This is a genomic window from Streptomyces sp. NPDC058985 (assembly GCF_042740985.1).
GTDB lineage: Bacteria > Actinomycetota > Actinomycetes > Streptomycetales > Streptomycetaceae > Streptomyces.
In genome coordinates this window covers 266,298-280,381 of the sequence record NZ_JBHYJX010000002.1, presented here as the reverse complement: position 1 = coordinate 280,381, position 14,084 = coordinate 266,298, and the positions used below count along the sequence as shown (strand labels likewise).

The following is a 14,084-nucleotide window of genomic DNA, read 5'->3' as shown; positions in this document are numbered from 1 at the left end:
CCCCGTGCCGCCCGGTCCGGACGAGATGAGCAGGAGGAGAGTTGCCGGTGAGCGCCCCCGTCAACTCCCGTTACGCAAACCGTATCCGCTCAGCCGCACCTATCACCATGGAAAGGCGTCCGGAGGGGGCTACGTGCACCACCACAGAAAGCGGTCGCACGTTTCCGTCGGCGTCGGGTCCGGCTCGTCCGGCTGTGTGGGGGTGGTGGTCGCGGGTGGGTCGTCGGAATCGGGGGACGACGGGGCGGGATCCGGGTCGCGGGTCGGGGTGCCCGCCTGGGCCGGGGGGCGGGACGCGGCGGGGGTGTCGGATTCGGGGGGTGGGCCGGAGGCGTCCGCGTCGGGGGACTTCGACGGGGACGCCGATGCCGAGGCGGAGGCGTCCGGGGACGGGGTGGCCGAGGCGGTGGTCCGGTCCGAGGTCGCGTCGGCCGGGAGTGCCGAGCCCTCCCCCGCCTCCTTCGTCGCCCCGCCGTCCGGTGACTCTCCCCCGGCGGCGGCCGGGCGGGGTGGTGAGTGCGGGGCGTCCGTGCCGAGTTCGGCGAGGCTCAGTCCGCCGGCCGCCAGGACGAAGCCCGCGGTGACGAACAGGGTCCGGCGGCGGCGCCGGCGGTGCGCGGCGGCCTTGCGGTCGCGGCGGCTGGAGCGGGCGCCGGGTGGAGGGTCGTCCGGGGGGTCGTCCGGGGCCTCGTCGGACGCGCCCGTGTCGTCGGCGGGCCCGGGCGAGGGGGCCGCCCCGGTCGCCGTCAGGGGCGGTTCGGCGGTGCGGAGTTGTTCGACGGGCGTACCGCACCCGGGGCAGGCGAGAGCGCCGTTGAGGTGCCGTCGGCACGGGTGGCAGTAGTCCATGACGCGGGAAGGTTAAGTTCCGGGACGGCCGTGTTCCTAGAGGCGGCTGTGAAGGTTGTGTGGGAAAGCGTCCCGGGCCGGTCCGCCCGCACCTTCGAAATCGCCGAAACCGTTATGTGTGCGACCCATTGACACCCCGACCACCCCGTCCTTACTGTCACGCCAGCATTTCGAACGAGTGACGAAATATCGAACAGAGCGAGGGGCAGCCGCCGTGCGCATCACCGGAATCAGCACACACGTGGTCGGGACGCCGTGGCGGAACCTGACCTACGTCCAGGTGCACACCGACGAGGGCGTCACCGGCGTCGGCGAGACCCGGATGCTGGGGCACACCGACGCGCTCGTCGGCTATCTGCGGGAGGCCGAGGCGAACCACGTCCTCGGCTCCGACCCGTTCGCCGTCGAGGACCTGGTGCGCCGCATGAAGTACGGCGACTACGGCCGCGCCGGCGAGATCGTGATGTCCGGCATCGCCGTCGTCGAGATGGCCTGCTGGGACATCAAGGGCAAGGCGCTCGGGGTCCCCGTGTGGCAGCTGCTGGGCGGCAGGGTGACCGACAAGGTGAAGGCGTACGCCAACGGGTGGTACACGACCGAGCGGACGCCGGAGGCGTACCACAAGGCCGCGCAGGGGGTCATGGAGCGCGGGTACCGGGCGCTGAAGATCGACCCGTTCGGCACCGGGCACTTCGAACTGGACCAGCGGCAGACGAACTACGCCGTGTCGCTGATCGAGGCCGTGCGGGACGCCATCGGGCCCGACGCCGAGCTGATGCTGGAGATGCACGGCCGGTTCTCGCCCTCCACCGCCGTACGGCTCGCCCGCGAACTCGCGCCGTTCAAGCCGGCCTGGCTGGAGGAGCCGGTCCCGCCGGAGAACCTCAAGGCGCTGCGGAAGGTCGCCGAGAAGGTGGACATCCCCGTCGCCACCGGTGAGCGCATCCACGACCGGATCGAGTTCCGCGAGCTGTTCGAGGACCAGTCGGTGGACGTCGTCCAGCCCGACGTCGGCCACATCGGCGGCATCTGGGAGACCCGGAAGCTGGCCGCCACCGCCGAGACGCACTACACGCTCGTCGCACCGCACAACGTGGGCGGGTCCGTGCTCACCGCCGCCAGCCTCCAGGTCGGGTTCACCTCACCGAACTTCAAGATCCTGGAGCACTTCAACGACTTCGCGGACGCGGAGATCAAGAAGGTCGTCAAGGGCGCCCCGCAGGTCGACCCGGAGGACGGGTGCTTCCACCTGTCCGACGCGCCCGGCCTCGGCGTCGAGCTGGACACCGACGCGGCGGCCGAGTTCCCGCAGCAGCAGGCCCGGTTCGACCTGTGGGCCGAGGGCTGGGAGCAGCGCAAGCCCAAGGGGACGCAGGGATGAGCGGCGCGGTCGCGGTCGTCGTCGAGGCGCCGGGGGCGCACCGGCTGGTGGAGCACGAGCCCGCCGAACCCGGCCCCGGCGAGGCGCTGGTGCGGGTGCACTCCGTCGGGATCTGCGGCAGCGACCGCGAGGTCTACCAGGGCAACCGGCCCGAGGGGTACGTGCGTTACCCGCTCACCCCCGGCCACGAGTGGTCCGGGACCGTGGAGCGGACCGGCGCCGGGGTGCCCGCGTCGCTGGCCGGCCGGAAGGTGGTGGGCGAGGGGTTCCGCAACTGCCAGGTGTGCGACCGCTGTCACGCGGGTGAGACGACGCTGTGCACGGCGGGGTACGAGGAGACGGGGTTCACCCGGCCGGGCGCGATGGCGCCCACGCTGACCCTGCCCGCGCGGCTGCTGCACGTGCTGCCCGACGACGCCGACCTCACCGCCGCCGCGCTGCTCGAGCCCGCGGCCTGCGTCGCCGCCGCCGCGCTGAAGGCCGGCGCCCGGCCCGGCGAGCGGGTCGCCGTCGTCGGCACCGGCACGCTCGGCATGTTCGCCGTGCAGTTCCTGCGCGCCGCCTCCCCGGCCGAACTGCTGGTCGTCGGCACGCGCGGGGACCGGGAGACGCTGTCGCGGCGGTTCGGCGCGAGCGACTTCCGCACCAGGGACCGCCCGCTCCCGGACGACTTCGACCTCGTGATCGAGACCGCCGGGTCGGCGGACGCCGCCCGTACGGCCGCCGCGCTGCTGCGCAGGGGCGGGCGGCTGGTGCTGACCGGCATCCCCGCGCCGGGCGCCGACGGTCTCGACCCGACCGACCTGGTGGTGCGGCAGCTGGAGGTGCACACCGTCTTCGGCGCGCCGCCGGACGCCTGGGCGCACACGGTGCGGGTCTTCGCGGCCGGCCTGCTCGATCCGCGTCCGCTGGTGACGCACGAACTGCCGCTCGACCAGTTCCCGGAGGCCATCGAGCTGGTGGGGTCCGGCGATCCGAAGGTCGGCAAGGTGCTGCTGCGGCCCTGACCGCGTCCCCCGGCTCCGGCTCCTGAGCCGTACGCCGGTGCGGGGGCGACCTGACGGCCTCCGTACCGGCGTACACCCACCGGACCGCGCCGCTCGCGCCCGGAGCCGCGAACTTCGTCCGACATACCGAACGCTAAGGACAGCTTGTGACCGACGCTTCCGCCCCGGCCTCCGTACGCAGGCCAGGTGAGCCGGCGCTCACCGCTCTCGGGCTGGCCGCGCCCGCCCCCGATCCCGCCGACGCCTCGCCGCACTCCTTCCCGGACGGTGGCCGCTGGCGCACCGAGATCCCCTCCTGCGAGGGGCCGGAGGCGCTGGCGGTGGTACTGAAGGAGTCCTCGCGGCTGGACGTGCCGATCCACCGGATCAGCCAGGGCAGCGGTGTGTGGATGCTGACCGACGCCGAGATCACCGAGATGGCCGAGGCCACCGCCGAACGCGACATCGAGCTCTGCCTGTTCACCGGCCCGCGCGGCACCTGGGACATCGGCGGCTCCACCCGCACCGACTCGGGCGGGGCGGGCCTCAGGGCGCGCGGCCACGACGCGGTCGCCGGCTGCGTCGAGGACGCCGTCCGCGCCACGGAGCTGGGCGTGAGGTGCCTGCTGGTCGCCGACGAGGGCGTGCTGTGGACGCTGCACCGGGCGCGGGCGGCCGGACTCGTGCCCGCCGACACCACGCTCAAGCTCTCCGCGCTCGTCGGCCCGGTCAACCCGGCCTCGTACGCGGTCTACGAGCGGCTCGGCGCCGACTCCATCAACGTGCCCAGCGATCTGACACCGGATCACCTGACCGAAATACGGCGGGTTTCGGCCGCGCCCATGGACCTGTACATCGAGGCCCCCGACGACCTGGGCGGCTATGTGCGCATGTACGAGATCGCCGAGCTGATCCGGCGCGGCGCCCCGCTGTACCTGAAGTTCGGCCTCGCCAAGGCGCCCGGCATCTACCCGTACGGCCACCACCTGCGCGAACTGACGCTGGCCACCGCCAAGGAGCGGGTGCGGCGCGGGCGGCTCGCGCTCGACCTGCTCGCCCGGCACGGGGCGGACGGGGACATGGCACCGCCCGGCACGCGGCTGCCCGGGCCGCTCAACCGGTTCGAGATCTCGTCATAACGTTCCGGAAACTCCCTTCACAAAAGAAGACACAGCCGCGCACAATCCCACACACCTGCTCTCGGACCGAGCCCTGACCCACATCAAGGATGATGACCATGCGCAACCGCAGAGCCGCTCTCGCCGCCATAGCCTCCGCCGCCTCCCTCGCCCTGACGCTGACCGCCTGCGGCCAGAACAGCGAGGGTGGCAGCGAGGAGGACGAGGGCGGTGCCGACGGCGCCACCGTCGGCATCGCGATGCCGACCAAGTCCTCCGAGCGCTGGATCACCGACGGCGCCAACGTCGAGAAGGAACTGAAGGCCAAGGGGTTCGAGACCAAGCTGGTCTTCGGCGAGGACGACCCGGACCAGCAGGTCTCGCAGCTCGAGAACATGATCACGCAGGGCGTGGACGCGCTGATCGTGGCCGCGATCGACAACAAGTCCCTGGGCAACGTCATGCAGCAGGCCAAGGACGCCGACATCCCCGTCATCTCCTACGACCGGCTGATCCTCGGCACGGAGAACGTCGACTACTACGCCTCGTTCGACAACGAGAAGGTCGGCGAGCTGCAGGGCGGTTACATCGTCGACAAGCTCGGCCTGAAGGAGGGCAAGAAGGGCCCCTTCAACATCGAGCTGTTCGCCGGCTCCAACGACGACAACAACACCAGGTACTTCTTCCAGGGCGCGATGAACGCCCTGAAGCCCTACATGGACAAGGGCCAGCTGGTCGTGCGGTCCAAGCAGACCGACCTCAACCAGGTCACCACCCTGCGCTGGGACGGCGGCACCGCGCAGAAGCGCATGGACGACCTGCTCACCTCCAGCTACCGCAGCGCCCGGGTCGACGCGGTGCTCTCGCCGTACGACGGCATCTCCATCGGCATCCTGTCCGCCCTGAAGTCGGACGGCTACGGTTCCGGCAGCAAGCCCATGCCCGTCGTCACCGGCCAGGACGCCGAGATCGCCTCGGTGAAGTCGATCAAGTCGGGCCAGCAGACCCAGACCGTCTTCAAGGACCTCCGCCAGCTCGCCAAGGTCGCCTCGAACATGGTCGACGCGGTCCTGAACGACAAGAAGCCCGAGGTCAACGACACCAAGTCCTACGACAACGGCTCCAAGGTCGTGCCCGCCTACCTGCTCGAGCCGGTCAGTGTCGACAAGTCCAACTACGAGAAGGTCCTCGTCGACGGCGGCTACTACAGCGCGGACGACCTCAAGTAACCGGGCTCCCTCAAGGATTGGAAGGCACGACCATGGCGGGACCCGTCCTGGAAATGCGCTCGATCGTCAAGACCTTTCCCGGCGTCAAAGCGCTGTCGGACGTCACGCTGACCGTCCGCCAGGGCGAGGTCCACGCCATCTGCGGGGAGAACGGCGCCGGCAAGTCGACCCTGATGAAGGTGCTCTCCGGCGTCCATCCGCACGGCAGTTACGAGGGGGACATCCTCTTCGAGGGCGACACCTGCCGGTTCAAGGACATCCGGGCGAGCGAGCAGCACGGCATCGTGATCATCCACCAGGAGCTGGCGCTGGTGCCGTACCTCTCCATCGCGGAGAACATCTTCCTCGGCAACGAGCACGCCAAGCGCGGGCTGATCAACTGGAACGACACCCTCAGGCACGCCGCCGAGCTGCTGCGCCGGGTCGGTCTGGACGAGCACCCGGAGACCCGGGTCGCGGACATCGGCGTGGGCAAGCAGCAGCTCGTGGAGATCGCCAAGGCGCTCTCCAAGAAGGTGAAGCTGCTCATCCTCGACGAGCCGACGGCGGCGCTCAACGACGAGGACAGCGGCAAACTCCTCGACCTGATCCTTCAGTTGAAGGAACAGGGCATCACCTCGATCATCATCTCGCACAAGCTGAACGAGATCCGCCGGGTGGCCGACTCGGTCACGATCCTGCGCGACGGGCGCTCCATCGAGACGCTCGACGTGAAGGCGGCCGGGACGACCGAGGACCGGATCATCAGCGGGATGGTCGGCCGCGACCTGGAGAACCGCTTCCCGGACCGGACGCCGCACCACCCCGAGGAGGGGGCGGCGCCCGCCCTGGAGATCCGCAACTGGACCGTGCACCACCCCATCGACCAGCAGCGCAAGGTGGTCGACGACGTCTCCATCGAGGTCCGGCGCGGCGAGATCGTCGGCATCGCCGGGCTCATGGGCGCCGGCCGCACCGAGCTGGCGATGAGCGTCTTCGGCCGCACCTACGGCCGGCACGCGGCCGGCACCGTCCTCAGGGACGGCACCGAGATACGTACCAGGACCGTCCCCGAGGCGGTCCGGCACGGCATCGCGTACGTCACCGAGGACCGCAAGCACTACGGCCTCAACCTCATCGACACCATCAACCGGAACATCTCGCTGACGGCGCTCGGCAAGGTGGCCAAGCGGGGTGTCGTCGACGAGCACGGCGAGCGGCAGGTCGCCGAGGAGTACCGCAAGTCCATGAACATCAAGGCGCCGACGGTCTTCGAGCCGGTGGGCAAGCTGTCCGGCGGCAACCAGCAGAAGGTCGTCCTCAGCAAGTGGATCTTCGCGGGTCCCGAGGTGCTGATCCTGGACGAGCCCACGCGCGGCATCGACGTGGGCGCCAAGTACGAGATCTACACGGTCATCGACCGGCTGGCCGCCGAGGGCAAGGCGGTCGTCTTCATCTCCTCCGAGCTGCCGGAGCTGCTCGGCATGTGCGACCGCATCTACACCATGGCCGCGGGACGGCTGACGGGTGAGTTCTCGCGGGCCGAGGCATCGCAGGAAGCGCTGATGCGTCGGATGACGAAGGACAAGACGGACAAAGAGGTAACGCGATGAGCACGGACGTGACCGCCAAGACCCCGGCCCCCGCGCCGCCCGGGAAGGGCGGATCAGCCGCCGGCGACGGCCTGTTGCGGCTGGTGCTCGACGGCATGCGGCGCAACATGCGCCAGTACGGCATGCTGATGGCCCTCGGCCTGATCGTGGTGCTGTTCGCCGTGTGGTCCGACGGCGACCTGCTGCTGCCGCGCAACGTGTCCAACCTGGTGCTGCAGAACAGCTACATCCTGATCCTCGCGATCGGCATGATGCTCGTCATCATCGCGGGCCACATCGACCTGTCCGTCGGCTCGCTGACCGCGTTCATCGGCGCGATGGCCGCCGTGCTCATGGTCGACAACGACCTCCCCTGGCCGCTCGCGGTGGTGCTCTGCCTCGCCATCGGCGCGGCCGCGGGGGCGGTGCAGGGGTTCTTCATCGCGTACCTCGGCATACCGTCGTTCATCGTGACCCTCGCGGGCATGCTGCTCTTCCGCGGTCTGACGGAGATCTTCCTGAAGGGCCAGACGCTCGGCCCGTTCCCCAAGGACCTCCAGAAGGTCGCCAACGGCTTCCTGCCCGAGGTCGGTCCGAACACCAACTACCACAACCTGACGCTGCTGCTGGGCTTCGCCCTGATCGCCTTCGTGGTCTACCAGGAGGTCCGCGACCGCAAGCGGCAGCAGGAGTTCTCCCTCGACGTGCTGCCGGCCAAGCTGTTCTGGCTCAAGGTGGTCGCGCTGGTCTCCGCGGTGCTCGTCGTCACGCTGCTGCTCGCGAGCTACAAGGGCGCGCCGGTGGTGCTGCTCATCCTGGGCGTGCTGGTCGTCGGCTTCGGCTACCTGATGCGCAACGCGATCCTCGGCCGCCACATCTACGCCATCGGCGGCAACCTGCCCGCGGCCAAGCTGTCCGGCGTGAAGGACAAGAAGGTCACCTTCCTGGTCTTCCTGAACATGGGCATGCTCGCGGCGCTGGCCGGCCTGGTCTTCGCCGCCCGCTTCAACGCGGCCTCCCCCAAGGCGGGCCTCAACTTCGAGCTGGAGGCCATCGCCGCCTCGTTCATCGGCGGTGCCTCGATGAGCGGCGGCGTCGGCACGGTGCTCGGCGCGATCATCGGCGGTCTGGTCCTGGGCGTGCTGAACAACGGCATGAACCTCGTCGGGATCGGCACCGACTGGCAGCAGGTCATCAAGGGCGCGGTGCTGCTGGCCGCGGTCGGGTTCGACGTGTGGAACAAGCGGCGCGTCGGTTCATAGAGAAGCGGTCCATTCGGGCCGTACGGAGACCGCGGGCCGGTGGTGGCCGGCCGCGCGGTTCGCCGCGCCCCCTGAAGGGGCGCTTCCCTCACCCCACTCGAGGAGTTGCCGGATGGAACTGAACAGGCGCACGGTCATCGCCGGCGCAGCCGCCGCCGGTCTCACCGCCGCCACCCTCGGCGGCACCGCACACGCCACGGGAGGCACGAAGCCGGTGAAGGAACTCTTCGGCAGACTCGCCGACGGGACGAAGGTGTACCGCTGGTCGCTGGAGAACGGCGGCACGCGGATGAAGGTGCTCTCCTACGGCGGAGCCGTGCAGTCGCTGGAGATCCCGGACCGCCGGGGCCGCCACGCGAACGTCTCGCTGGGCTTCGGCAACCTCGACGACTACGTGGCTTCCAGCCCCTACTTCGGTGCCCTGATCGGCCGTTACGGCAACCGCATCGACAAGGGCCGCTTCACCCTGGACGGCAAGGAGTACCACCTCTCCGTCAACGACGGCGAGCACAGCCTGCACGGCGGCGCGCGAGGCTTCGACAAGCGGGTGTGGGACGTCGAGCCGTTCACCGACGGCCCCGACGTCGGCCTGGTCCTGCACTACACCGGCGTCGACGGCGAGATGGGCTACCCGGGCACGCTCCGGGCGCGGGTGACGTACACGCTCACCCGGCGCGGGGACTGGCGTGTCGACTACGCGGCCACCACCGACCGGGCCACCGTCGTCAACCTCACCAGCCACGTCTACTGGAACCTGGCCGGTGAGGGCAGCGGCACGGTCGAGGGCCACGAGCTGTCGATCGCCGCCTCCCGCTACACGCCCACCGACGCGGGCCTGATCCCGACCGGCGAACTGGCCCGGGTGTCCGGGACGCCCTTCGACTTCCGCCGGGGCAAGCCCGTGGGCCGGGACATCCGGGACGACCACCCGCAGCTGGTCACGGCCAAGGGCTTCGACCACAACTGGGTGCTGGACAAGGGCGTCACCGACCGCCCCGAGCACGTCGCCACCCTGCGCGACCCCGTCTCGGGCCGCACCCTGCGCATCGCCACCGACCAGCCCGGCCTCCAGTTCTACTCGGGCAACTTCCTGGACGGCACCCTGACCGGGACCGGCGGCGCGCTCTACCGCCAGGGCGACGCCCTGTGCCTGGAGACGCAGCACTTCCCGGACTCGCCGAACCAGCCGTCGTTCCCGTCGACGGTGCTGCGGCCCGGACAGACGTACCGGACGTCGACGGTGCACTCGTTCGACGCCTGAGGCCGGGCGGGCACACTTTCTTCACACGCGTTGAACGACGCCCCTCCCGCCTCCGTATGTAAGGGCGGCCCGCACCCTCCCCGCGCGGGCCGCCCACCTACGGAGGTCCCTTTGTCCGGCAACGTCACCTCGCTGTTCCGCAGCACCGCGGCGCACAGCCCGTCGATGGCTGCGCTGACGCGGGAAGGCGGGGACGAGGCGGGCGCCGGCCCGGTGGACTTCTGCATTCCGTGCAATCCGTACTTCCCCACCCCGGCGATGTTCGACGAGATGGCCGGCCGGCTGCGGGACATCATCACGTACTACCCGAGCAGCGCCGACACCATCACCGCCGAGCTGTGCAGCCTGCTCCAGCTTCCGCCGCAGTGCGTGGCGATGGGCAACGGCTCCACGGAGCTGATCACCTGGATCGACCACCTGCTGGTGCGGGAGTCCCTCGCCGTCCCCGTCCCCACCTTCGGCCGCTGGACCGACCAGCCCATGGAGACCGGCAAGCGGGTCGACATGTTCCCGCTCCAGGAGTCCAGCGGCTTCGCCCTCGACCTCGCCCGGTACGCCGAGTTCATCCGGGCCCGCGGCACCCGGGTCGCCGTCGTCTGCAACCCCAACAACCCCGACGGCGGCTATCTGCACAAGCAGGCGCTGGTGCAGTTCATGGACGCGATGGCGGACCGGGACCTGGTCGTCGTCGACGAGTCGTTCCTGGAGTTCGCCGACGCGGAGGCGGAACCCAGCGTGGTCCAGGAGGCGATGCTGCGGCCCAACGTCGTCGTGCTGCGCAGCCTCGGCAAGAACTTCGGCCTGCACGGCATCCGCTTCGGCTACCTGGTCGCCAACCCGGCGCTCGCGGGCCGGGTGCGCGCCATGCTCCCCAAGTGGAACCTCAACTCCTTCGCGGAGCACGTGGTGTTCATGCTCCGCGACCACGGCGCCGAGTACGCGCAGAGCCTGCACCAGGTCCGCCGCGACCGGCTGGAGATGGCCGGCCAGCTGTCCGCGCTGCCCGGACTGACCGTCTACCCCTCCCAGGGCAACTTCCTCTTCGTGCGCCTCCCGGTGGGCGCGGAGGGCACCGTCGTCCGGGACCGCATGCTCACCGAGCACCGTGTCCTGGTCCGCGAGTGCGGCAACAAGATCGGTTCGTCCAGCCGCTTCCTGCGTCTCGTGGTGCGCCCCCAGGTGGACGTACGTCGCCTGGTGTCCGGCCTGGAACAGGTGCTCTACGGGTCCAGGAGGGGAGCCGCCGTGCCCGAGCCGGCCACCGGGACCGGCTACAGCTCGGGCACGGCGGCGGTGGACCGCCTGATGACCCAGACCAACGGGGCCGGCATGCGGGCGATCGCCGCCCAGGCCGCCGGTGCCGGTGCCCCGGGGTTCGCCGACGCTCCGGCCGCCGGCACCGGCATCCCGCTCCCCGCCGCGGTGCCCCCGCAGGTCCCGCCCCCGGCGCCGGTCCCCCAGCCGGCGCCGTACCCCGGGCCGGTGCCGGTCCCCCAGCCGGCACCGGTCCCCCAGCCCATGCCGGCGCCGGCGCCCATGCCGATGCCCGCGCCCGCCCCGGCGGCGGCCGCGGCACCCTACCCGCCCACGGGTCCCACCCCGCCCGGCGTCCCCGCCCACGGTGGCCTCACGGCCGCCCAGGTCAGGGGCACCAACGGACTGGAGTCGGTCCCGGCGACGGGCTGGCCGAACGCCGCCGGGATGGGCCGGGCGGGCTGAGCGCCGGGCTCCGGGGGCGCGGCGGCCGTGGCCCTGCCTACTCCGTCGCGGTCGGCGAAGGGCTCGGGCAGGCCGTGCCGTCCGGGGAGGCGCTGGGGTCGGGCGTCGGGGTTCCCGGTTCCGGGGAGCAGTCGTCCGTCGGGGTGGGCGACGGGCCCGGGTCGGTCGGGTCCGGCGAAGGTGACCCGGTGGGGCTCTCGGTGGGCGGCTCCGTGGACGGGTCGGAGGGCTCCTGGCTCGTCGGGGGCGCCGTCGGGGTGGAGGGGTCCTGGCTCTTCGTCGGTACCGGGCGCGAGGGCGAGGGGGCCGGCCTCGACGGTGTGGTCGTCGGGTCCGGGCCGATGTCGATGCCGTCCTCCCGGCCCACGGGGTCCTTGCCCCCGCCCTCGACGGGCTCGGTCGCGGGGGTGTCTCCTCCCGCGCCGGGGCTCTTCGGGACGACGCCCTTGCCGTCCGGCACGGTGTGGACGCCCCGGCTGTAGAACTCCAGCCAGTACCGCACCAGTTCGACGTAGGCCCGGGAGTTGTTGTAGCTCAGGACCGCCCGGTCCAGGTCCGCCGCCCGGCCCAGGTCCCGGTCGCCCGCGCACAGGTAGTGCCCGGCCGCCAGGGCCGCGTCGAAGATGTTGTTCGGGTCGGCGCGGCCGTCGCCGTTGCCGTCGGCGCCCCAACGGGCCCAGGTGGAGGGCAGGAACTGCATCGGGCCCACCGCCCGGTCGTAGACCGTGTCGCCGTCGTGGGCGCCCCCGTCCGTGTCCCGGATCAGGGCGAAACCCCGGCCGTTCAACGGCGGCCCGGTGATGCGGCTCAGCGTCGTGCCCTTCCGGTCGACCGCCCCACCGCGCGCCTGGCCGGACTCGACCTTGCCGATCGCCGCGAGCAGTTCCCAGGGCAGCCGGCAGCCGGGGTCCGTCCTGCCGACGGCGGCCTCGGCGGCGCGGTAGGCGCGCAGCACGGTGGCGGGGATGCCGGACTGGGCGCGGACCTCCCGCCCGAGGACCGGCGCGAGGGCGGGTGTGCCGTTCCGTGCCGCCAGGGGCGGGAGTTCGGTGTGGTAGGAGCCGTCACCGGGTGGCGCGAGGGCGGCGAACGGGCCGCCCGGCGGCGAGAGGTTCAGGTCGTCGGCGGCCGGTCCGGTGGGGGTGTCCTTCGCGTCCCCGGTGAGTCCGGGGGCCTGGGAGGCGGTGAGGGCGGCCATGGCCGCCACGGCGAGAGCGGTGGTGCGCAGTCTCCTGCGGCTCCGGCCGGCGTACCGGTGCCGGGCACGGCGTACGGACATGGTCGTCACTCCTGTCGGATCCGTCGGAGACGATGTGGGGGGTGGCCTCAGCGGCCGAAGGTGTCGAGGGCGGAGACCAGCCAGCGTCCGTCGCGGTGCACGACGTCGACGGCGAGCATGGCCGCCGCGTACACGCCCTGGTCCTCGGCGGCGTCCTTCCCCTGGCCGCCCTTCTCGCCCGCCTTGGTGCCGGTGGTGGCGACACTGCTCTGGTCGGCGTAGACGAGGACCCGGGCCCGGTCGCCGTCGATCCGTTCCACCGCGCTCTCGGTGACCGTCGTGGTGATCACCGCTTTCTGCCGGTCGGCCCGTTCGCGGACGTCGGCGAGCAGCTCCCGGTGCTGAGCGACGGCCTTGCCCGTCAGGAGGTCCCGGGCCGCCTTGTCGAGGGCGCCGGCGTCGGCGTGGTCGTAGGAGAAGAGCCGGTCGACGGCCTTGGTCGTCTGTCCCTTGATCTCGCTGGTGCGGGCGAGGTCGGTCAGCGCGGTGTTGCCGCGCGCGGGCTCGTCCCGGAGCGCCCCGGCCTCCGCGTGCGCCCAGCCCGCGAAGACGCCGAGGAGCACGGTCAGCGCGCAGAGGAGTACGAGGCCCAGGGGCCGCCGCCGTCCGGGCGCAGTGGTCTTCGCCCGCTCGGCCTCGGCGGTGGCCGGCCTCGGCTGCGGCCCCGGCCTCGGCTTCCGTGCGGCGGACGGCGGCGGCGCTTCGGCGGCCTCCGGGGACGTCAGGACGGCCGTGCCACCGGAGGCGGGCCGGGTCTCGCGGGCCTGGCGGCGCCGCTGGCGGTTGATGTGGTGACGGGTCGTCGACATGTGCGGAGTCCTCCTCGCTGCGGCCGGCTTCTGCGGGTACGGGACCGGTCAGCCGGCCGGTGCGCCGCCCACGGGTGCCTGGCCCAGGGCGCTCAGCTTCCACCGGCCGTCGGTCCGGGTGAGTTCGCCGAGCATGCGGCTGTCCTTGTCCGACTTCGATCCGTCGGACGCCTTGACGGTGACCCGCAGGGCGACCAGCACCCGCGCACGGCCGGCGCGGTCGTCGAGTTCGGTGACGGCACCCGAGAGCACCCGGGCCGTGCTGACCGTCTTCGCCTCCCTCACCTGGTCGGCGAACTCCGCCCGGCCCGAGGCTAGTTGTTCGTGCAGCTCGCCGGTGGTCGAGGACTCCCAGAGGTCCAGGCCCCGCTGCAGCTCGCGGTGGTCGAGGGTGTTGAGGTTCTGCACGGCCTGCTCCCCGGCGCTGAGCGCCGCGTCCCGCTGCTCGGCGTAGGCGGCCTGCTCGTCGTGGGCCGCCCCGTACCAGTCCTGGCCCGTCCACGCCGCGAAGCCGCCCGCGACGAGGGTGAGCGCGAGGGCCAGGGCCGGCAGCGGCCGGAGGCGGAGTGCGGTGCGGACGCGGGCCGCGCGATTCATGGGTACTCCCGTCTGCCGCATGT

Annotated in this window: 12 protein-coding genes; 8 read left to right on the top strand and 4 right to left on the bottom strand. The window is 71.7% G+C overall.

All coding sequences use genetic code 11. The annotated features are described in order from the left end of the window. Positions 1-129: 129 nt before the first annotated feature. Positions 130-849 (bottom strand): hypothetical protein, encoded by a 720-nt coding sequence (locus tag ACFW01_RS02895; protein ID WP_234954342.1) that lies wholly within the window; start codon positions 847-849, stop codon positions 130-132. 214 nt (positions 850-1,063) lie between these two features. Between ACFW01_RS02895 and ACFW01_RS02890 the strand changes: the two genes are divergently transcribed. The 8 genes from ACFW01_RS02890 to ACFW01_RS02855 all read left to right on the top strand — a co-directional run bounded on the left by ACFW01_RS02890 (position 1,064) and on the right by ACFW01_RS02855 (position 11,376). Then, a complete protein-coding gene (locus ACFW01_RS02890) occupies positions 1,064-2,230 on the top strand; it encodes a mandelate racemase/muconate lactonizing enzyme family protein (RefSeq protein ID WP_234954344.1) in 1,167 nt (388 codons plus the stop codon). After that, entirely contained in the window at positions 2,227-3,237 is a 1,011-nt protein-coding gene (locus tag ACFW01_RS02885; protein ID WP_234954346.1) for an alcohol dehydrogenase catalytic domain-containing protein, read from the top strand. Before ACFW01_RS02890 ends, ACFW01_RS02885 begins: the two co-directional genes overlap by 4 nt. Before the next feature lie 146 nt (positions 3,238-3,383). Beyond that, on the top strand, positions 3,384-4,355 hold the full coding sequence (locus tag ACFW01_RS02880) for a hypothetical protein (protein ID WP_234954348.1): 972 nt from the start codon (positions 3,384-3,386) through the stop codon (positions 4,353-4,355). 98 nt (positions 4,356-4,453) lie between these two features. Then, positions 4,454-5,563 (top strand): multiple monosaccharide ABC transporter substrate-binding protein, encoded by a 1,110-nt coding sequence (chvE, locus tag ACFW01_RS02875; protein WP_384502229.1) that lies wholly within the window; start codon positions 4,454-4,456, stop codon positions 5,561-5,563. Between the two features lie 32 nt (positions 5,564-5,595). Next, a complete protein-coding gene (mmsA, locus tag ACFW01_RS02870; RefSeq protein WP_234954352.1) occupies positions 5,596-7,155 on the top strand; it encodes a multiple monosaccharide ABC transporter ATP-binding protein in 1,560 nt (519 codons plus the stop codon). After that, positions 7,152-8,396, top strand: coding sequence for a multiple monosaccharide ABC transporter permease (mmsB, locus tag ACFW01_RS02865; protein WP_234954354.1), 1,245 nt, complete (start codon positions 7,152-7,154; stop codon positions 8,394-8,396). The genes mmsA and mmsB overlap by 4 nt, the downstream gene beginning before the upstream one ends. 112 nt (positions 8,397-8,508) lie before the next feature. After that, on the top strand, positions 8,509-9,657 hold the full coding sequence (locus ACFW01_RS02860; RefSeq protein WP_384502228.1) for an aldose epimerase family protein: 1,149 nt from the start codon (positions 8,509-8,511) through the stop codon (positions 9,655-9,657). Positions 9,658-9,768: 111 nt separating this feature from the next. After that, a complete protein-coding gene (locus ACFW01_RS02855; RefSeq protein WP_234954358.1) occupies positions 9,769-11,376 on the top strand; it encodes a histidinol-phosphate transaminase in 1,608 nt (535 codons plus the stop codon). Positions 11,377-11,413: 37 nt separating this feature from the next. Here the strand turns inward: ACFW01_RS02855 and ACFW01_RS02850 are convergent, their stop codons facing one another. From ACFW01_RS02850 to ACFW01_RS02840, 3 genes are read right to left on the bottom strand one after another with little or no spacing between them, the layout of a single operon-like run. After that, positions 11,414-12,655: a lytic transglycosylase domain-containing protein gene (locus ACFW01_RS02850; protein WP_234954360.1), complete on the bottom strand. Its 1,242-nt coding sequence runs from the start codon at positions 12,653-12,655 to the stop codon at positions 11,414-11,416. Between the two features lie 47 nt (positions 12,656-12,702). Next, positions 12,703-13,464 (bottom strand): hypothetical protein, encoded by a 762-nt coding sequence (locus ACFW01_RS02845; RefSeq protein ID WP_384502227.1) that lies wholly within the window; start codon positions 13,462-13,464, stop codon positions 12,703-12,705. A 48-nt stretch (positions 13,465-13,512) separates the two neighbouring features. After that, a complete protein-coding gene (locus tag ACFW01_RS02840) occupies positions 13,513-14,061 on the bottom strand; it encodes a nuclear transport factor 2 family protein (protein ID WP_384502226.1) in 549 nt (182 codons plus the stop codon). Between the last annotated feature and the right edge of the window lie 23 nt (positions 14,062-14,084).